Source organism: Brachybacterium sp. NBEC-018, assembly GCF_024860185.1.
Classification (GTDB): domain Bacteria; phylum Actinomycetota; class Actinomycetes; order Actinomycetales; family Dermabacteraceae; genus Brachybacterium; species Brachybacterium rhamnosum.
This window is the reverse complement of the sequence record NZ_CP100650.1, coordinates 845,379-863,434: the sequence shown is the minus strand read 5'-3', so window position 1 is coordinate 863,434 and position 18,056 is coordinate 845,379. Positions and strand designations below refer to the sequence as shown.

Below are 18,056 nucleotides of genomic sequence, written 5' to 3'. Positions count from 1 at the left end.
GGGGGCCGGGCCGGCGGGGCCGGGGAGCACGGCGATCGGGGCGGGCCCGCCGTGCTGCGGGCCCGCCCCGATCACGGTGCTACTTCCAGGTGTCGGAGAGGCTGAGCTTCCCGTCGGCGCCGACGGTCGCCGTGCGGTTCGCGCCCGACTCCCAGACGGCGGCGCCGGAGTCGTCGACCTTCACGTACTTGTACTCGAAGGTCGTGCCGGCGGGGAGGTCCACAGAGCCGGTCCAGGCGGGGTAGCCGGCCGGGTCGAGGGCCACGCCGGAGGCGGGCTTCCAGCTGCCGAGCGCCGGCACGGAGCCGACGATCCGCACGTTCTGGCCGAACGTGGTCGTGGCCTGCACGCTCACGGAGACCTTCCCGGCGACGGGCTCGGTGCCCGGGTCGGGATCCGGCGTGGTGCCCTCGGAGGTCTTCCCCACGTGCAGGGCGAGCGCCCCGTAGGCGGGGAGGGTCGCCGAGAAGGTGCCGTCGGCCGCGACCGTGATCGTCTCGGAGCAGTCGCTCGAGGCGACGACGTCGCAGTACGTGCCCGCGGGCAGCGAGCTGGTGTAGGTGCGGGTGGTCGCGGAGCCGGTGTTGTTCATCGCGACGAAGCCCTTGTCACCACGGCCGTAGGCGATCTGGTTGGCGCCATCGTCCCACCAGTTCGTGACCTCGGTGCCGGCGACCGCGTTGTGGAAGCCGACCATGCCCTGGATCTCGGTCCAGCGCTGGGTGCAGGTCCAGGCGTCGGAGTCGCAGTTCGCGTCCGGCACGGAGGTGGCGGTCGCGCCGGGGGCGCCGGCGTCCTTGTCGGTGAAGGCGTAGCCCGAGTACACCGACGGGGAGCCGTAGGGGTAGGACAGCATGAACGTGTTCGCCAGGACGTACTTCGCGCCCCAGGTGGAGTTCATGGTCTCGCCGTTGCGCTCGGTGTCGTGGTTGTCGACGAACACGCCGGCCTGGGCGGAGGGCAGCTTGCCGTCGGCGATGGTCTGCAGGTTCGCGATCGATCCGTCGAAGCTCGACTTCAGCTGGCGCGCGTAGTCGAACTCGTGCACGTCACCGGTGCCCACGTACTCGGACTCCTGGACGGGCTCGCCCGAGGCGCCGATGACCTCCTGGACCCAGTAGGCGTCCGGGTCGGTGAGCTTCGACTTGATGGCGGAGAGGTCGCTCGCGGGGATGTGCTTCGCGGCGTCGATGCGGAAGCCCGCGACGCCCAGGGAGAGCAGGTCGTTCATGTACCCGGCGAGGGTGTCCTGCACGTGGGTCGAGCCCGTGCGCAGGTCCTGAAGGGACACGAGGCGACAGTTCTGGACCTGGTAGCGGTCCTGGTAGTTCGTGATGTCGGTGCGGCAGTCGTTGAAGTCCTCGGCGCCGTAGATGCCGGGGAAGGAGTCGATGCCGTAGGAGCTGCCGGCGGTGCCGGTGCCGGAGCCGCCGTCGGCCCCGGTGGTGTGGTTGATGACGGCGTCCGCGATGACCTCGACGCCGGCGCTGTTGCAGGACTCGACCATGGCGGCGAACTCGGCGCGGTCGCCGAGCTTGCCCTCGATCTTGTAGCTCACGGGCTGGTAGGACGTCCACCAGGCGGTGCCCTGGATCGTCTCCTGCGGCGGGGAGACCTGCACGTAGCCGAAGCCGGCGGGCCCGATGGTGCTCTCGCACTCGGCGGCCACGGAGTCCCAGGTCCACTGGAACAGGTTGAGGATGACGTCGCCGCGGCCGTTGGGCGAGGTCGCGCCGCCGCTCGGGATCGGGGGCGCGGCCTGGGCGGGCGGCGCCGCAGCCGGGGAGCCGGCGAGGGCGAGCAGGGCGGCGAGCGCGAGGGCCGCGAGCAGGCGGGCGAGCGCGCGCGGCCCGGGGAGGGTGCGCGCCCCGGGGAGGGCTGCGGCCGACGCCGTGGCAGGTGCCGATGCGGGTGTCGAGGCCCGGGGGATGCGGGGTCTGGGGACGGGGTGCTGCATGGGTTCTCTCCTTGTCGTCGACGACGCCCACCGTCGGGCTCGTCATCCGGCGGCGTCGCCGGGGAGGGGTGCAAGAACTTGCAGGATCTGGCCAGATCTTGCCGTGGAGAGTACAGGCTTCATTCAGATCCGTCGAGAGGTGGGCCACATCTCGACAGGAGAAGGGCATGCATGCAGGTCATGCCGCGGCGGCTGGGCGGCGATGACGACGCCGAGCAACTGCAAGTTTTTGCAGTCCTCTGGCGTTCTCCGGCAAAACGCCCGCCGTCTCCCTGTCCGTTTGCGCGCCGGGGTTCCACGAACGGAACCTCAGCGCGCAAACGGACATGGGGTGAGGGGGGTGCGCCGGGAGCGGCGGGCAGCGCGGGCCGGACAGCGCAGGCAAGGCGGGCGAGGCGGGCCGGGCGAGGCGGGCGAGCCAGGCCGACGGGACCGGCCCAGGTGGCCCCGCCCCACGACACAGAAAGTCCGATTGCGCGCTGGGGTTCCACGAACGGAACCTCAGCGCGCAATCGGACATGCAGAGGGGGTACGACGGGCCTCCGCGGGCCGGGTCGGACCCCGGCGGGCCAGGCCCAGCCCCAGCCCCAGCCCCAGCCCCAGCGGGGATCAGGCGGCCGGAGCCTGCTTCTCGAGGCTGCGCTCGAGCTTCGCGGCGCGCTTCTCCGCCTGCTTGGCGGCCTTCTTCGCCTCGCGGGCGCCGCCACCGGTGCCGAGGATCAGCGCGATCGCGATCGCGGCCATCCAGGAGTCCTTGGCGAGCGGGGTGCCGGCCTGGGTGGGGCGCACGCCGTCGGCCTCGGTCATCTCCGGGGTGCGGAAGTACATCGAGAGCATCGAGCCGGAGAAGCCGGCGAGCGCGAGGCCCGCGACCTTCGTGGGGACGAAGGGCAGCAGCAGGGAGGAGCCGACGGCGATCTCCCCGATCGCGACGAGGCGGCCGAACTGCTTCGGGGAGAGGTTCTCCACCGCGGGGATGCCGTGGACCGCCATCGACTGGAGGTAGCCGGCGGTCTGCTCGTCCAAGCCGAGCTTCCCGATGCCGGAGTTGAGGATGAAGGCACCGGGGACGGCGCGCAGGACGGCGGAGCTGAGGTTCATGAGGGATCCTCCCGATGGACGTCGTGATCGCGCCCAGAATAGGACGTCCGCCCCGGCGACGGGATCACTCGCCCTCCGTGGACCCGTCGGTCCCCCACGCCCCTCAGACGGTCGCGACGATCTCGCCGTGGAGCAGCACGAACCAGGCGTCCTCCGCGGCGGCCCAGTCGCGGAACGCGGCGGCCACGTCCTCGCGCTCGGTGGCGTCGGCCCGGCCCTCCCGCTCGAGCTGCGCGGCGAGCGGATCGCTCGTGATGCGCCCGGACCAGGTGCGGGCCCACGCCTCGCGCGCCTCCGGGGTCGCGTGCAGCCACGTGGAGGCACCGGGCGTGACCTGCGTGAACCCGGCCTCGTGGGCCCAGGCGAGCAGACGGCGACCGGCGTCCGGGGTGCCGCCGTTGGCGCGCGCCACGTCGAGGTAGAGGCGCAGCCAGCGATCCAGGCGCGGGTCCTCGGGGAACCAGCGGAAACCCTCGTAGTCGCTGTCCCGGGCGGCGACGAGACCGCCGGGCCGGGTCACGCGCCGGGCCTCGGCGAGCGCGTCGACGGGACGCGGGAGGTGCTGGAGCACCTGGTGGGCGTGGACGACGTCGAAGGTGTCGTCCGCGAACGGCAGCGCCTGCGCGTCCCCGACGACGACATCGACCTCGTCGAGTCCCTGCCGGTGGAGCTCCGCGCGGGTGATCGCCGCGGACTCCTCCCCCACCTCGAGGGCGGTGACGTTCCCGGGGCCGACGATCCGGGCGAGATCCGCGGTGATGGTGCCCGCACCGGAGCCGACGTCGAGCAGCCGCTGCCCGGGGCGCAGGTGCGGGAGCAGGTGACCGGCGGAGTTCGCGGCGGTGCGGGCGCGGTGGCTGTCGAGCACCGCCTCCCCGTAGCCGTGGGTGTAGGCAGGGTCTGCTGGGGTGGCGGGGACGTCGGCGGTGGTCATGGAGCCGCACGTTACGACTCCGGGCACCGCCCGGCGAGGGCGGACCAGGGGGCGGGCGGCCTCAGCCGGCGACGGACTGCCGCGCGCGGCGCCGCTCGAGCGCGCGCCGCCCGAGGATCATCACGAGGCCCACGGCGACGCCGATCGCGGTCTCGAGCACGCGCGCCCGCAGCATCGGCCCGGCCGGCTGGGGATGGCCCAGCTGCACCATGAGCAGGGCGAGCGGGGTGATGAACAGGAGCGCCATCGCGTAGTTGCGCAGCACGTACAGCTCGGCGAGGAACTGCAGCAGCACGACCCACACGACGAGCTGCCAGGGCTCCGCGGGGAAGGACAGCAGGAAGGCGGTGGTGACGATGCCAAGGGTCGTGCCGACGACGCGCTGCAGGCCCCGCTCCACCTGGGCGGAGTAGCCGAGCGGCGCGAGCGGGGCGACGGCGGCGACCTGCGCCCAGTACGGGAAGGGCAGTCCGGAGAGCAGGCCCAGCAGTCCGGCGGCGAGCGCGGCGACCGTGTAGCGGAGGAACTCGGCGGTGCGCTCGGCGCGGGTGGCGTGCAGGTGGTCGGTGGAGAGGACGACGCCCGGGTGCCGCTCCCCCGCCCAGTGGCCCAGCAGGCCGAGGCCCACGCACAGCGCCGCGCAGCACGCGGCGACGAGGGCCGCGACCCAGACCGGGGCGGCCGGCGGGGCGGAGGCCACCGCGGCGACCGCGAAGACGGGGAAGATCGCGCCGCCCGGCTTGAGACCGCGGGAGCTGACGACGACGGCGGAGCCGCCCGCCACGAGCGCGGTGACGACGATGATCGCGATCTTCCCGGTCATGCCCGGCGCGGCCGAGGTGAGCTGCGCGAGCAGCGCGCCGATCGTCACGCACACCACGAGCATCGCCCCGGCCTGCGACTGCCGGCGGAACCGGTCGCGGGTGGGCTCGTAGCGCGAGTAGATGCCGGTGAAGGCCCCGAAGCCGGCGAACATCGCCCATCCCAGGTGCCCCGTGAGCAGCAGCGTCGCCAGCGGTATCGCGAGGCCCAGGGAGATCCGGGCGGCGGGGATGTGGTCGTAGCGCGGCGGGGCGAGGCTGACGAGGCGGTGCAGGCGGGACGGGGACGAGGACACACGGCTCCTGGGAAGGACGGGAGGGCCGACGGGGGCCCGTCGGCGGGGAGAGCGAGGGTGCGGGCCAGGGGCCACGACCTTCCGAGGGTATGCCCGAGCGACCGGCGCCGCCATGACGCAGGGAACCCCCGTCGGCGCTGTGACGTGGGAGACTTCCGCCAGTGCCCCGCCCGGGCGCCCTCCCCCTTCGGATCTCCTCTTCCTCGGAGCGGACCATGACGACCCCCTCTCCCACCCCTGGCCTCATCGAGACCACCGGCATCGAGATCATCGCCGAGTCGGAGCGCACCGCCCGCCCGCGCGACCTCGTGTGGCCGTGGTTCGCCGCGAACATCTCCGTGTTCGGCATGAGCTACGGCTCCTACCTGCTGGGCTTCGGCATCAGCTTCTGGCAGGCGAGCGTCGTCGCGGTGATCGGCATCGTCATCAGCTTCGCGCTGTGCGGGCTCGTCGCGATCGCCGGGAAGCGGGGCGGCGCGCCGACGATGGTGCTCTCCCGGGCCGCGTTCGGCGTGCACGGGCAGAAGCTGCCGGGCATCATCTCGTGGCTCACGTCGATCGGCTGGGAGACCTCGCTCGCGATCTCCGCGGTGCTCGCGACGGCGACCGTGTTCAGCACGCTGGGCGTCGCCTCGGGCCGCGCGGTCACGGTGATCGCCGCGGTCCTCATCGCGGCGCTGATCGTCACGGCGAGCGTGCTCGGCTATCACACGATCATGCGCCTGCAGTCGGTGCTGACCTGGGCGACCGGGATCATGACGATCCTGTTCATGGTGCTCACGGTGCCGCACATCGACTGGCAGGCCGTCGCCTCGATGCCCTCGGGGCCGCCGCAGGCGATGATCGGCGCGCTGGTGATGGTGATGACGGGCTTCGGCCTGGGCTGGATCAACATCGCGGCGGACTGGTCCCGCTACCAGCGGCGCACCGCCTCGGACGCCTCGATCGTCCTGTGGAACACGGTGGGCGGCGCGGCGGCGCCCGTCGTGCTCGTGGTGTTCGGCCTGCTGCTCGCGGGCTCGGACCAGACCCTCTCCGAGGCGATCTCCGGGGACCCGATCGGCGCGCTCGTCTCGATCCTGCCGCTGTGGGCGCTGATCCCCTTCTGGATCGTCGCCGTGCTGACCCTCGTCTCCGGCGCGGTGCTCGGCATCTACTCCTCGGGCCTGACCCTGCTGAGCCTCGGCATCCGCATCCCCCGCCCGGCGGCCGCCGCGGTGGACGGCGTGATCCTCACGGTCGGCACGATCTGGGTCGCGTTCTTCGCGACGAGCTTCATCGGCCCGTTCCAGAGCTTCCTCATCACGCTCGGTGTGCCGATCGCCGGCTGGGCGGGCATCCTCATCGCGGACGTCCTCACCCGCCGCCGCGACTACGACGAGCAGGCCCTGTTCGACCCCCGCGGCCGCTACGGCGCCGTCGACTGGACGAGCATCATCACCCTGGTCGTGGTCTCGGTGCTCGGCTGGGGCCTCGTCGTGAACTCCTACGCGGCCGACGCCCCCTGGAACAACTGGCAGGGCTACCTCCTGGAGCCGCTGGGCCTGGGCACCTACGTCGACGATCCCGCGGGTCCGTACTGGGAGGGGAACTGGGCGTACGCGAACGTGGGCGTGCTGCTCGCGCTCGTGCTCGGCTTCCTCGTGACCTTCGTGGCGCGGCGCGGGAGGATCCGCCGGCAGGAGGCCGGGCTGTGACCGGCACGGACGCCCGGGCCCCTTGGCTGCTCGTGGTCGACGCGCAGCGCATCTTCGCCGATCCCGCCTCCGACTGGGCCTCCCCCGCCTGGGACGGCGCCTGGGCCCGGATCCGGGAGCTCGCCGCGGCCGTGGGCCCCGAGCGCACGCTGCTCACCCGCTGGCTGCCGACGGCGGACCGCTCGACCGCCTGGGGCGCGTACTTCGCGCAGTGGCCCTTCGCGGACGTGCCGCCGTCGGATCCGCTCTACGAGCTCGTGGACGGCGCCGCGGCGCTCACCGCGCACCCCACGATCGACGAGCCGACCTTCGGCAAGTGGGGCCCGCAGCTCGCCGCGCATCTGGGCGCCGCCCCCGCCGAGCGGCCGCCGCTGCTGGTCGCCGGGGTCTCCACGGACTGCTGCGTCATCGCCACCGTCCTCGCGGCGGCCGACGCTGGCGCGCGCACGACCGTCGTCACCGATGCCTGCGCCGCCTCCGATGCCGCGAACGGCGCCGCCGCCCTCCACGTCATGGGCCTCTTCGGCCCCCAGGTGGACCTCGCCCCCACCGCGGAGGTCCTCGCCCGCGGGGGCGTGCGCTGAATCGACGGGGCAGACGAAAACCCCTGGCCCCGGGCTCGCCCGGCGCCTACCGTCGGCCCCATGACGCATTCCCCCGGTCTCCCCCGCACGGCCCTGCTCACAGGGGCGGGCCGTCGCCGCGGCATCGGCGCCGCGATCGCCCGCGGCCTCGCCGAGGACGGCTTCGCCCTCGCCCTGTCCTCCCTGGACGCCTACGACCGTCGCGTGAACGGCGAGCCCTCCGACGTCGTCTCCCTCGCCGAGGAGCTGCGCGCGGAGGGGGCGAGCGTGCTGCTGCTGGACGGCGACCTCGCGGATGCTGCGGTGCCGGCGCGCCTCGTCGCCGAGGCCCATGAGCAGCTGGGGCCGATCGGCGCGCTCGTCATGGCGCACTGCGAGTCCGTGGACTCCTCGATCCTGGACACGACCGTCGAGAGCTTCGACCGCCACTACGCGGTGAACGTGCGCGCGAGCTGGCTGCTCATGAAGGCCTTCGCCGAGCAGGTCGCGCCGGGGCCGGACACCCCCGGCGGCGCCGTCCTCGCGCTCACGAGCGACCACACCACGCACAACCTGCCCTACGGCGCCACGAAGGGTGCGCTGGACCGCCTCGTGCTCGCGGGCACCCATGAGCTCGCCGATCGCGGCATCCGCACGAACGTCGTGAACCCGGGCCCGATCGACACCGGCTGGATGACGGACGAGGTGCGGGCCGCCGGCGCCGCGCAGACCCCGGGCGGGGAGCTCGGCGGGCCGGGCACCGTCGCGGATCTGGTGCGCTTCCTGCTCTCCGAGCAGGGCCGGTGGATCCGCGGGCAGCTGCTGCTGTCCAACGGGGGCTTCGCGACGCCCGCGGTCTGAGCGGCCCCGCGGCCGACCCGCGCCGCCGCTCAGCGCTGGACGACGAGCTCGCCGATCGACAGCGGCCCCGGCCGTGCCGCGCCCTCGGGCGCCGCGGGGTCCGGGTGCAGCTCCCGGCGCAGGCCCAGGGCACCGCCCGCGAAGATCGCGAGCGTCACGCGCACCTGCGCGTTCTCGGGGACCTGCCTGCCGGTGCGGGCGGTGAGCACGTTGACGCCGACCTCGACGGGCGCGCCGTCGCCCAGCATGGTCGAGGTCATCATCGCCCCGGAGAGCACGATCCGCTCGGTCCACCCCTCCGGCCCCCTGCCGAGGCCGTGGAGCGTGAGCGCCAGGGTGGTCGGTGCCGCCGCCTGCCCCGCACCGTCCTCGAAGGTCCAGGTGAGCTGCTGGACGAGCGGACCCCGCGCGGCGGCCGGGCCGGGGATCTCGAGCATGCCGGGCCCCGCGTCGCCCGGGACGGCAGGCAGGATGCGCGGGCACGACCCGGCGGCGAGGTCCGCGCCGGAGATCGTCAGCCCCGCGTCGAGGATCCCGCTGCCGCCCGCGTCCGGGTGCAGTCGGCGACGCAGGCACCAACCCTCCCCCGGGCCGGCCTCGACCTCGGTGCGTCGCCAGTCCAGGCGGAAGCGCCCACGGGGCCCGGTCCGGACCTCGGGCGCGGCCGCCGCACGGGCGGCGGCGCGGGCGCCGAAGGTGCGGTGGCCGGCGAGGCTCGGGGAGACGGCGGGGCGCGGGGAGACGGCGGGGCGCGCGTCGAGCAGGGTCACGGGCGCACCTCCCGGGGGCGGGCGGCGTGCGCGAGGAGGCGGGTGGGCATGGCGGCTCCCGGGCGACGAGGACGGATCCCCGCCATTCCAGCGTCGCGGCGCGGAAAGATGGACGCTCCTCACAGTCGCGGCCCCGCGTTCCTGGGCATCCGCCGGGATGTGACGGAGATCCGCGCATCACCCCAGGTCACAAGACGATGCGGGCGCTCCCCCGCCTGTGCCGGCGGCCACGTGCACCATGCGGATCCTCAAACTTGCCCGGCCCCCGTCGGCCGCCCCCACGGGCCAGCTCCCCCAGGGACGACAGCGCCGGGGCGGGCACGGGGCCCGCCCCGGCGCCGCGGGGTGCTGCGACGCCTGCGGCGCCGCGGGTGGGATCAGTGCTGCGTGATCTCCGCGTCCTCGTCGGAGCCGGAGCTCTTGGGCGGGAACAGCAGCGAGGCCGCGACCGCTCCGGCCATCGACACGACGATCACCGTGAGCGAGAGCCAGATCGGCACCTCGGGGATCTTCTCGAGGAGCTCGAAGCCGGGGATGAAGTGCAGCGGCGCCTCGTGGATCGCGTGGATCAGCAGCTTCACGCCGATGAAGCCGAGGATGATCGCGATGCCGTAGTGGAGGTACGCGAGGCGCTCCATGAGGCCGCCCAGCAGGAAGTACAGCTGGCGCAGGCCCATGAGCGCGAAGAGGTTCGCGGTGAACACGAGGAACGGGTTCCGGGTCACGGCGAAGATCGCGGGGATCGAGTCGAGGGCGAACATGACGTCGGTCAGGCCGATCGTGATGAAGACCATCAGCATCGGGGTGAGCATCGTCCTGCCGTTCACCCGGGTGCGGAGCTTGTTGCCGTCGTACTCCTGCGCGACGGGGAACAGCTTGCGCACCCAGCGCATGATGAACGACTCGGAGTCGTCGTCCTCGTCCTCGCCGACCTGCTTCCACGCGGTCCACAGCAGGAACAGGCCGAACAGGTAGAAGACGCCCACGAAGTGCTCGATGATCACGGAGCCCGCGAGGATGAACAGGGCGCGTGCGATGAGCGAGATGATGATGCCCACCATCAGCACTTCCTGCTGATACTTCTTGGGCACCGCGAACTTCGTCATGATGACGATGAAGACGAAGAGGTTGTCGACGCTCAGCGAGTACTCAAGCAGCCAGCCGGTGACGAACTCCGAGGCGGGCGCCATGCCGCCCACGAAGAACAGGACGACGGCGAAGACGAGCGCGAGGCCGACGTAGAAGCCGATCCATCCCGCGCATTCCTTGAGCGACGGCACGTGCGGCCGCTTGATGACCAGCAGGAGATCTGCCAGGAGGAGGACGACGAGGACGGCGAGGGCCGCGATCTCGAAGCCGAGGTGCAGCTCACCCACGGGAGCTCCTTCGAGGTTGGGGACGTGCGACCGGCCCGGGCGCCATCAGGGACCGGGGTCGGGATCGTCCCAGGGTATCGCGAACCCCGCGGGCGGCCCCGGGCGCGGGGCGTCGGCTCGGTCTCCGCGGTGGGGGCGGGGCGCGGCGGTCCCGGGAAGGTCGACGGCCACGGCGTAGAATGCCCTGACCAGCACAGAGGGGGCCAGCACCGAGGGGGTTCGCGTGACGGAGGAACGGCTCGACGAGGACCTGCCCGCGGCCGCCCGCCCGGAGACCGGCGAGCGGATCGTCGAGGCCTGGCGCCACGGCACCCTCGTCCTCCCGCTGCGCGACGCCACCTCCCCCGTGCGGCTCCCCGGCCTGCACAAGTCCGTGCTCCCGGCCTCGCTCTCCGGCGCGGCGCGGGTGTCGCTGCTGGGCGTCGGCGAGCACTTCGCCGCCTGGCGCGTCGCCCCGCAGGAGAACGCCCCGCTGCTGGTGCGCGTGCCGCACGTCGATCCCGCGGAGCTGCCGCAGTCCCTCGCCCACGAGATCGCGGCCCTCGCCCTCGCGCCCGTCGAGGTGGGGCCCGAGCCGATCGCCTACGCGGACGATCCCGCCGCGAGCCCGCTCGGTGTCCCCTACGTCGTGACCAGCGAGGTGCCCGGCACCGCCGCCGCACCCGGCGCCTGGACGACGGCGCACCTCGCCGCGCACGCTGAGCTCCTCGCCCGCCTGCACACGGTCGCCGCCCCGGGCCGCGGCCCCGTCTCCTTCGGCGCGGCCCCCTGGGACGCGGTCCCCACGACCACGCCGTCCCTGATCGCGGAGGTCGCCGGGGCCGTCGCCGACTGGCGCGAGCACGCGGCCGCGGTGATCGCCGAGCACGAGCTCGAGCCGTTCCTCGAGGCGACCCTCGCCCGGGTCGCCGGCGTCGAGGAGCAGATCGGCTCCCTCGACGCCTTCGCCCTCACCCACGGCGACCTGTGCGCCACGAACATCATGTGGGACGAGGCGCCGGGGTCGGAGGTCCCCCGGGTCCAGTACATCGACTTCGAGTGGGCGCAGGCCGACGACCCCGCCCGGGACCTCGCGATCATCGGCGGCTCCGTGCACGCCGGCCCCTGGTACGTGCCGATGGACGAGGAGGCCGTGGCCGGGTTCGTCCACGTCTACCTCGAGTCACGGACGCGGCTGGGTCCTGTGCCCGACGCGATCGCGGACCTCCCCTCGCTGCGGGAGCGGATGCGCGCCTGGACCGCCTACGAGCGCACCGGCATGCTCGTGCACCTCGCCCGGCGCGCGAGGGGGAGGCGCTCGTACCGCCCGCTCGTGGAGCAGATGCGGCCGCTGCTGGCCGCGGAGCTGGGCCTGCCCGCCTGAGGCTCCTACGGTGGTGGGCATGGACGACGTCGACAGTGCACTGTTCACCAAGTCCCGTTCCGGTGCGCCCACCGGGTTCTTCGCGGCGGAGGCCGCGGGTCTGCGCTGGCTCGCCGCCGCCCGCCGGGTCCCCGTGGTCGAGGTGCGCGCGGTGCGCGAGGACGGCCTGGACCTCGAGCGTCTCGAGGAGACCGGGGCGAGCGCCCGCGCGGCGCGCCGGCTGGGCACCGATCTCGCACGGCTTCACGACGCGGGCGCCGAGGCCTTCGGCTGGACGCCCGCGGAGGGAGCCTGGTTCGGGCCGCTCGACGCACCGTTCGCGGTCCCGGTGCGCCACCACGACGCCTTCGCCCCGTTCTGGGCGGAGGACCGTCTCGCCCCGCTCGCGCGGAGGGCGGCGCCGCGGCTGGGCACCGAGGGGAGCGCGGAGGTGGAGGCGGCGATCGCCGTGATCCGCGACGGCGCCTTCGACGGGATCTCCGGGCAGGGCCAGGAGCGGCCCGCGCGGCTGCACGGGGACCTGTGGTCCGGCAACGTGCTCTGGACGGAGGGTGGCGCCGTGCTCATCGACCCGGCCGCGCACGGCGGCCACCGCCTCGAGGACCTCGCGATGCTCTCCCTGTTCGGCGCCCCGCACCTCGAGGAGATCCTCGCCGGCTACGAGGAGGCCCATCCGCTGCCCGCCGACTGGCGGGAGGACGTGCCCGCCCACCAGCTGTTCGGCCTGCTCGCCCATGTGGTGCTCTTCGGCGGCTCCTACACGGCGCCCGCGCGCGCCGCGGCCCGCGCCGTCACCGCCCGCGCGGAGCGGCTCGCGCGCGGCTGAGGGGCGCCGGGGAATAACGGCGCAGGGAGAGGTGTTGAGCCCCGGGCCGCTGCACGGCGGCCCGCCGAGCGAAGGAGCGCCCATGCCGACCCCCACGCCCGCCATCACCGCCCCGGACCGCACCCGGTCCGATGTCACCGCATCCGAGATCACCGCCGAGAGCACCGCTGCTGAGAGGCCCGCATCCGTGAGCACTGCCATCCCGACCACCACCGACGAGAGCACCGCAGGCCCGACCGACGTCGCCCCGCCCCTCCCCCCGCTCGCCGAGCAGGCCGAGCGGCTGGTCGCCCTCGGCGTGCCCGAGCTCGCCGGGATCACCCCGGAGGACCTGCGCTCCCATGCGCGTCGCCTCGCCGCGACGCTCGCGTCCACCACCACCCCTGCCGGCCCCGCCGCCGACGCGCCGGACCGCGCACTCCTCGTGGTCCATCCCGCCGCGGTCCCGGCGGCGGCCCTCGCCCCGCTGCTCGAGCACGCCGGGAAGCCGGGCTTCGTGGTGGTGGACATGACGGACCTCGCGGAGTTCGTGCCGATCGACGGCATCGACCTCCCCGAGGGACCGCTGTACCTGGTCACCGACCCGGAGCGCGGGGACGAGCTGCGCAACTGGTCGCCCGACGAGGCCCTGCCGGAGATCCGCGGCGGCGGTCGCACGCCGCTCACGGTCTCCGAGGGCATCAGCTGGCTGCTCCAGCAGCCCGACCGCCTCGAGGCGAACCGCTGCTTCATGACGATCGGCTCGAGGAGGCCGAAGACGGGCGGGCGGGGCGGTCTCGACGCGCGCACGCCCGCGCTGTGGATCAGCGGCGGCACGGGCCGCGACGGCCGGGAGCGCCGGGGCGCGCCGAAGGTCGGCTGGTGCTGGGCGGGCAACCGCCACACCTGGCTCGGCTTCGCCTCCGCCGCGACGCGCGTCGGCTGAGCCGCGGCGCGCATCGGCTGAGCCGGGACGGCCCCGTCAGCGCCGCTCGTCCCACCGCGGCTCGGCTGTCCCATAGCCGCTGATCGCCCCGGTCAGCGGGACCCCGTCGAGCAGGAGCGGGACGGGCACGGTCGAGACGCGGCCGTGCGGCGTCCCGAGCTCGACCGCTGGAGGGAGGCCGACGGCGGCGCCATCACCGGCGCCGCCGTCGGCCTCCGCTCGTCCGTCGCCGTCGCCGTCGCCGGCGCCCGTGCTCGATGTCGCGCCGGTGCCGGTGGCGAGCAGGGTGCGGGCGGCGCCCAGCAGGCTCGCCCGCACCACACCCGCGCGTCCGTCGGCGAGGAGGTCGAGCATCCCGGCGGCGAGACGGAAACCGGTCGCGTGGTCGAGGGCCTGCACGGGCAGCGCCCCGGGCCGGCCGTCCTCCCGTGCGCAGCGCACGGCGATCCCGGTCGCCGCCTGGACGATCGAGTCGAAGCCGGCGCGGTCGCCCCACGGCCCGTGCTCGCCCCAGGCGGAGAGCGCGCCGATCACGAGGTGCGGATGCCGTGCGGCGAGGTCGCTTGGGTCCAGGCCCACGTCGGTCAGGGCCCCGGGCCGGTAGCCGAGCACGACGACGTCCGCCCCGGCCAGCAGCTCCTCGAGCAGGTCACGGTGGGCGCGGAGGTCCAGCAGGGCGGAGCGCTTGCCCATCCCGGCGGCGAGGAAGGCGTCGAGCTGCTCGGGGCGTGCGGGCGGGTCCAGGCGCAGCACATCGGCCCCCAGGCAGCCGAGGAGCTGGGTCGCGACCGGGCCGGCGACGACGCGCGTCAGGTCGAGCACGCGTCGTCCCGCGAGCGGGAGATCCGCCCTCGTCGCGGCCGGATCGCGCGGACCGGCCGGACCTGCGTCGACCTGCGCGGCGGCTCCGATCCCTCCGGTCCCCACCGCGCCCGCGGCGTGCGCCCGCAGCCGCGGGCCACGGGCCGCTCCTCCGGTCTGCGTCGTCACCCACGGATCGTCGGCCGTCGCGCGGGCGTGCGGATGCGCCCGCCACTCCTCCGGGGTGCGCACCACGGCGGCGATCCCTCCCGCGCGGAGCACGCGCGCCGCCGCCTCCTCCGCGGGTAGAGGGGCGACCGCCGCGGCGAGCCCCTCCGCGGTGCTCGCGCCGAGCGCGGCGGTGATCGCGGTGGCGTGGTGCGGGTAGTTGCCGTGGAGGCGCAGCCAGCCGTCCCGGGCGGCGACGAAGCCGGAGAGCGGAGCCCAGGGCTCCGCCGCGCGGCCGTCCACGCGCAGCCGGTCGATCGCGGAGAACGCCACCTCGACGAGCTCCGGATCGGTGGTGACCCGCACGTCCGTGCTGTGCGCTCGCAGCAGCCGCTCGGTCGCGGCCCGCGCCTCGTGGACCGCGCCGAGCGCCAGCCCGGCGACGTCCAGGGGCCCTGCCCAGGCCGGGATGCTCGCGGTGCTCATACCCGGATCGTGCCACCACGGGGACGGCCGCGCATCCGGGCGTGCTTGGATCGGTGAATGCGCCTGTGGAGCCTGCACCCGTCCCTGCTGGATCGCGCGGCCCTCGTCGCCGGCTGGCGGGAGGCGCTGCTCGCCCAGAAGGTGCTCGCCGGCGGCACCCGCGGCTACACCCGGCACCCGCAGCTGCGCCGCTTCCAGGCGCATCCCGCACCGCTCGAGGCGATCGGCGGCTTCCTCACGGGCCTGCAGGAGGAGGCGACGACGCGCGGCTACCGCTTCGACCTCACCCGCGTGCTGCACCCGGCCCCGCCGGTCTCGCTCCCGCCGATCGAGGTGACCGCGGGGCAGCTGGCGTACGAGCTCGAGCACCTCCGGGCGAAGTGCGAGCACCGTTCCCCCGAGCACCTCGCGCTCCTCCCCGCCCCGGGGGTCCCGGTGCCCGCGCATCCGCTGCTGCGGGCCGTGCCGGGGGACGTGGAGGACTGGGAGGTCCGCTGAACGGCCTGCTCAGGAGGCGAGGCGCGGGCCGTCCGTCTCGGCGCCGGCCGTCGGCCCGCTGATCTGCGCCCACACCTCGTCGCCCGTCCGTCGTGTCGCGGTCAGCGCACGCCGAGCTCGGCCCAGAGCGGGTGATCGGACTCGACGGCGAGGGCGCGCGGCATGCTTCGCCTCCGCAGCGCCCCTTCCTCCACCAGGTGATCGAGCAGTGCCTCGGCCGCGGGACCCGCGATGTGGTCCTTCCGCTCGGTCCAGTCGAGGCACGGGCGGATGGGGGCCCCGCGCCGCCGCGCCCCCGGATCGAGCGCGTGCTCCTCCCACCAGCGCCGGCCGGACTCGGTGAGCTCCCATCCGACGCCCACGAGGCCCCGCCGTCGCAGGCCCTCCGCGAGCGCCACGCCACGACGGCCGGCCAGGTGGCGATAGCAGGTGCGGGCCTCGCGCAGCGCGGCATCCGCCCGCTGGGCGCGGAGAGAGGGGGCGGCCGGACGCACGAGCCCGCGTGCGGCGGCGAGCGCGGCGAGGCCCTCCACGGCGAGCGCGACCTCGGGATCCTCGATCCTGACGTAGCGATGGCGGCCCTGGCGACGCTCCACGACGAGTCCCGCGGAGAGCAGCCGGTCCAGATGCCCGCTCGCCGTGGGGCGGGCCACCCCCGCGGCCGCCGCGAGCTCCCCGGCCGTCCACGCGCGGCCGTCGAGCAGCGCGAGGAGCATCGTCGCGCGGGAGTCATCGGCCATCGCCCGGGCGAGTTCGGCGAGGGCAGGGGCCGAGGTGGAGTCCGGTGCGTCGGATGGCATGCGTCGATCCTCGCACCGGGACACGTCGGCGACCACCGAACCGTCGAGCGCCCACCATCGGGGCATGCACCTCCACATCGAACCCAGCGTCCTGTACTTCGGCACCCCCGTCGCCCTGATCACGACCCTCGATGAAGACGGCGGCACCAACATCACCCCGATCTCCTCCGCGTGGGCGCTGGGTCGCACGTACGTGCTCGGCATCGGCGACGACTCCCACGGCCTCGCGAACCTCCGACGCGACCCCGGCGTCGTCATCAACCTGCCCGAGGCGTCCCTCGCGCACCGGATCGAGGCCATCGCGGCGACCACGGGCGCCGCGAGCCTCTCCCCGCGCAAAGCCGGGGTCTACCGCACCGAGAAGGACAAGTGGGGCCTCGGGGGATTCACGCCGTCACCGGCTGATCTGGTCGGGCCGATGCGCATCGTCGAGTGCCCCGTCCAGGTCGAGGCCCGGGTGGAGAAGATCGTGCCCTGCGACGACGACGCGAGCGCCGTGCACGCCCGCGTGCTGCGGGTCCATGCCCGCGAGGACATGGTGGTCCCGGGGACGCACCACGTGGACCTCCGCGCATGGCGGCCGCTGCTGTACACCTTCCGCCACTACTTCGCACAGGGCGAGGAGGTCGGCCGGAGCTTCAGGGCCGAGCACTGACCGGGCCCGAGTCCCCGCACGACTCAGGAGGCGAGGCGCGGGCCGTCCGTCTCGGCGTCGGCTGTCGGCCCGCTGATCTGCGCCCACACCTCGTCGAGCGAGAGGCCGAGCTCCGCCGCGATCGCGGCGATGGTCGGGAAGGACGGCGTGGCCACGCGGCCGGACTCGATCTTGCGGAGCGTCTCCGGGGAGACGCCGGCGTCGAGGGCGACGCGGAGCAGGGGCCGCTCGCCGCGGGCACGGCGCAGCAGGGCGCCGAGGCGCTCGCCGCGGGCGATCTCGTCAGGGGTGAGGGGGAGGCGCACCATGCACCGATAGTAATACCGGTATAGATTGGCCGGGATACTTATCCCACACCCCGGAAGGCACCCCGTGATCGAGATCCTCTCCCCCGCCGAGCTGGTGCGCGCCCGCGCCGCCGGCGCCCTCGTCGGTGACATCCTCGCCGAGCTCCGCGAGCTCGCCGCCCCCGGCGTGACCCTGCTGGACCTCGACGCCCGCGCCGCCCAGCTCATCGACGCCGCCGGGGCCGTCTCCTGCTACGTGGACTACGCGCCGTCCTTCGGCGACGGCCCCTTCGGCCACCACCTCTGCACGGCCGTGAACGACGCCGTCCTCCACGGCATGCCGCACGACACGGCCCTCGCCGACGGCGACCTGCTCACCCTCGACCTCGCCCTCACGCTGCGTGGCATCTCGGCCGACGCCGCCGTGAGCTTCACCGTGGGCGGCACCTCCCGCCCGCGCGACGCGGAGCTGATCGCGGTCACCGAGCGCGCCCTCGCCGCCGGCATCGACGCCGCCGTGCCGGGCGGGCGCCTGGGCGACGTCTCCGCCGCGATCGGCCGCGTGCTCACCGGCGAGGGCCACCAGGTCAACAGGGAGTTCGGCGGCCACGGGATCGGCAGCACGATGCACCAGGACCCGCACGTCCCCAACGACGGAAGGCCCGGGCGCGGCCTCCGCCTGCGCCCGGGCCTGCTGCTCGCCCTCGAGCCATGGGTCATGGACGGCACCGATCAGCTCGTCACCGATGCCGACGGCTGGACACTGCGCAGCGCCAACGGCGGCCGCGCCGCGCACACCGAGCACACGATCGCGATCACCGAGGACGGCCCCGAGATCCTGACCCTGCCGAGCTCGGCCGGGCGCTGAGCC

At 74.4% G+C, this 18,056-nt stretch carries 18 protein-coding genes; 9 read left to right on the top strand and 9 right to left on the bottom strand.

The genetic code is table 11. The features are described 5' to 3' along the window. Positions 1 to 79 precede the first annotated feature (79 nt). The 4 genes from NLU66_RS03955 to NLU66_RS03940 form a co-directional block, all read right to left on the bottom strand. Complete coding sequence (locus NLU66_RS03955; protein ID WP_259361646.1) at positions 80 to 1,957, bottom strand: carbohydrate-binding module family 20 domain-containing protein; 1,878 nt, start codon at positions 1,955 to 1,957, stop codon at positions 80 to 82. 609 nt (positions 1,958 to 2,566) lie between these two features. After that, positions 2,567 to 3,058 carry a DoxX family membrane protein gene (locus NLU66_RS03950; protein WP_259361645.1) on the bottom strand — a complete coding sequence of 164 codons (492 nt, stop codon included), beginning with the start codon at positions 3,056 to 3,058 and terminating at the stop codon, positions 2,567 to 2,569. Positions 3,059 to 3,161: 103 nt separating this feature from the next. Continuing rightward, a complete protein-coding gene (locus tag NLU66_RS03945; RefSeq protein WP_259361644.1) occupies positions 3,162 to 3,992 on the bottom strand; it encodes a methyltransferase domain-containing protein in 831 nt (276 codons plus the stop codon). A gap of 61 nt (positions 3,993 to 4,053) precedes the next feature. Then, positions 4,054 to 5,109 carry an FUSC family protein gene (locus tag NLU66_RS03940; RefSeq protein ID WP_259361643.1) on the bottom strand — a complete coding sequence of 352 codons (1,056 nt, stop codon included), beginning with the start codon at positions 5,107 to 5,109 and terminating at the stop codon, positions 4,054 to 4,056. Between the two features lie 215 nt (positions 5,110 to 5,324). On the opposite strand from NLU66_RS03940, the gene NLU66_RS03935 reads away from it, so the two are divergent. From NLU66_RS03935 to NLU66_RS03925, 3 genes are read left to right on the top strand one after another with little or no spacing between them, the layout of a single operon-like run. After that, entirely contained in the window at positions 5,325 to 6,806 is a 1,482-nt protein-coding gene (locus NLU66_RS03935) for a purine-cytosine permease family protein (protein ID WP_259361642.1), read from the top strand. Beyond that, on the top strand, positions 6,803 to 7,390 hold the full coding sequence (locus tag NLU66_RS03930; protein WP_259361641.1) for a cysteine hydrolase family protein: 588 nt from the start codon (positions 6,803 to 6,805) through the stop codon (positions 7,388 to 7,390). Before NLU66_RS03935 ends, NLU66_RS03930 begins: the two co-directional genes overlap by 4 nt. Before the next feature lie 60 nt (positions 7,391 to 7,450). Next, positions 7,451 to 8,230: an SDR family oxidoreductase gene (locus NLU66_RS03925; RefSeq protein WP_259361640.1), complete on the top strand. Its 780-nt coding sequence runs from the start codon at positions 7,451 to 7,453 to the stop codon at positions 8,228 to 8,230. 29 nt (positions 8,231 to 8,259) lie between these two features. Here NLU66_RS03925 and NLU66_RS03920 read toward each other — a convergent pair whose 3' ends face one another. Together NLU66_RS03920 and NLU66_RS03915 are read right to left on the bottom strand one after the other, a co-directional pair. After that, positions 8,260 to 9,000 (bottom strand): hypothetical protein, encoded by a 741-nt coding sequence (locus NLU66_RS03920; RefSeq protein ID WP_259361639.1) that lies wholly within the window; start codon positions 8,998 to 9,000, stop codon positions 8,260 to 8,262. Positions 9,001 to 9,377: 377 nt separating this feature from the next. Continuing rightward, on the bottom strand, positions 9,378 to 10,376 hold the full coding sequence (locus NLU66_RS03915) for a TerC family protein (RefSeq protein WP_259361638.1): 999 nt from the start codon (positions 10,374 to 10,376) through the stop codon (positions 9,378 to 9,380). Between the two features lie 223 nt (positions 10,377 to 10,599). On the opposite strand from NLU66_RS03915, the gene NLU66_RS03910 reads away from it, so the two are divergent. From NLU66_RS03910 to NLU66_RS03900, 3 genes are all read left to right on the top strand, one after another. Then, a complete protein-coding gene (locus tag NLU66_RS03910) occupies positions 10,600 to 11,739 on the top strand; it encodes a phosphotransferase family protein (RefSeq protein WP_259361637.1) in 1,140 nt (379 codons plus the stop codon). A 19-nt stretch (positions 11,740 to 11,758) separates the two neighbouring features. After that, positions 11,759 to 12,565, top strand: a complete 807-nt coding sequence (locus NLU66_RS03905) for a fructosamine kinase family protein (RefSeq protein WP_259361636.1) — start codon at positions 11,759 to 11,761, stop codon at positions 12,563 to 12,565. Between the two features lie 82 nt (positions 12,566 to 12,647). Next, a complete protein-coding gene (locus tag NLU66_RS03900; RefSeq protein WP_323374441.1) occupies positions 12,648 to 13,490 on the top strand; it encodes a DUF5701 family protein in 843 nt (280 codons plus the stop codon). Between the two features lie 36 nt (positions 13,491 to 13,526). Here the strand turns inward: NLU66_RS03900 and NLU66_RS03895 are convergent, their stop codons facing one another. Further along, complete coding sequence (locus tag NLU66_RS03895) at positions 13,527 to 14,945, bottom strand: CoA transferase (RefSeq protein WP_259361635.1); 1,419 nt, start codon at positions 14,943 to 14,945, stop codon at positions 13,527 to 13,529. A gap of 57 nt (positions 14,946 to 15,002) precedes the next feature. Between NLU66_RS03895 and NLU66_RS03890 the strand changes: the two genes are divergently transcribed. Continuing rightward, complete coding sequence (locus tag NLU66_RS03890) at positions 15,003 to 15,443, top strand: pyrimidine dimer DNA glycosylase/endonuclease V (RefSeq protein ID WP_259361634.1); 441 nt, start codon at positions 15,003 to 15,005, stop codon at positions 15,441 to 15,443. 101 nt (positions 15,444 to 15,544) lie between these two features. On the opposite strand, the gene NLU66_RS03885 is transcribed toward NLU66_RS03890, so the two are convergent. Then, on the bottom strand, positions 15,545 to 16,243 hold the full coding sequence (locus NLU66_RS03885) for an ArsR/SmtB family transcription factor (RefSeq protein ID WP_259361633.1): 699 nt from the start codon (positions 16,241 to 16,243) through the stop codon (positions 15,545 to 15,547). A gap of 64 nt (positions 16,244 to 16,307) precedes the next feature. On the opposite strand from NLU66_RS03885, the gene NLU66_RS03880 reads away from it, so the two are divergent. Continuing rightward, entirely contained in the window at positions 16,308 to 16,898 is a 591-nt protein-coding gene (locus NLU66_RS03880) for a flavin reductase family protein (RefSeq protein WP_259361632.1), read from the top strand. A 23-nt stretch (positions 16,899 to 16,921) separates the two neighbouring features. On the opposite strand, the gene NLU66_RS03875 is transcribed toward NLU66_RS03880, so the two are convergent. Continuing rightward, positions 16,922 to 17,206, bottom strand: a complete 285-nt coding sequence (locus tag NLU66_RS03875; RefSeq protein WP_259361631.1) for a helix-turn-helix transcriptional regulator — start codon at positions 17,204 to 17,206, stop codon at positions 16,922 to 16,924. Positions 17,207 to 17,270: 64 nt separating this feature from the next. Between NLU66_RS03875 and map the strand changes: the two genes are divergently transcribed. Then, positions 17,271 to 18,053 carry a type I methionyl aminopeptidase gene (map, locus tag NLU66_RS03870; RefSeq protein ID WP_259361630.1) on the top strand — a complete coding sequence of 261 codons (783 nt, stop codon included), beginning with the start codon at positions 17,271 to 17,273 and terminating at the stop codon, positions 18,051 to 18,053. Positions 18,054 to 18,056: the final 3 nt, after the last annotated feature.

What these genes read in the sequence shown, in the direction of transcription:
- NLU66_RS03955 (WP_259361646.1), bottom strand. Translation starts at nt 1,957, where the DNA reads ATGCAGCACCCCGTCCCCAGACCCCGCATCCCCCGGGCCTCGACACCC.
- NLU66_RS03950 (WP_259361645.1), bottom strand. Translation starts at nt 3,058, where the DNA reads ATGAACCTCAGCTCCGCCGTCCTGCGCGCCGTCCCCGGTGCCTTCATC.
- NLU66_RS03945 (WP_259361644.1), bottom strand. Translation starts at nt 3,992, where the DNA reads ATGACCACCGCCGACGTCCCCGCCACCCCAGCAGACCCTGCCTACACC.
- NLU66_RS03935 (WP_259361642.1), top strand. Translation starts at nt 5,325, where the DNA reads ATGACGACCCCCTCTCCCACCCCTGGCCTCATCGAGACCACCGGCATC.
- NLU66_RS03925 (WP_259361640.1), top strand. Translation starts at nt 7,451, where the DNA reads ATGACGCATTCCCCCGGTCTCCCCCGCACGGCCCTGCTCACAGGGGCG.
- NLU66_RS03905 (WP_259361636.1), top strand. Translation starts at nt 11,759, where the DNA reads ATGGACGACGTCGACAGTGCACTGTTCACCAAGTCCCGTTCCGGTGCG.
- NLU66_RS03900 (WP_323374441.1), top strand. Translation starts at nt 12,648, where the DNA reads ATGCCGACCCCCACGCCCGCCATCACCGCCCCGGACCGCACCCGGTCC.
- NLU66_RS03895 (WP_259361635.1), bottom strand. Translation starts at nt 14,945, where the DNA reads ATGAGCACCGCGAGCATCCCGGCCTGGGCAGGGCCCCTGGACGTCGCC.
- NLU66_RS03890 (WP_259361634.1), top strand. Translation starts at nt 15,003, where the DNA reads ATGCGCCTGTGGAGCCTGCACCCGTCCCTGCTGGATCGCGCGGCCCTC.
- NLU66_RS03885 (WP_259361633.1), bottom strand. Translation starts at nt 16,243, where the DNA reads ATGCCATCCGACGCACCGGACTCCACCTCGGCCCCTGCCCTCGCCGAA.
- NLU66_RS03880 (WP_259361632.1), top strand. Translation starts at nt 16,308, where the DNA reads ATGCACCTCCACATCGAACCCAGCGTCCTGTACTTCGGCACCCCCGTC.
- NLU66_RS03875 (WP_259361631.1), bottom strand. Translation starts at nt 17,206, where the DNA reads ATGGTGCGCCTCCCCCTCACCCCTGACGAGATCGCCCGCGGCGAGCGC.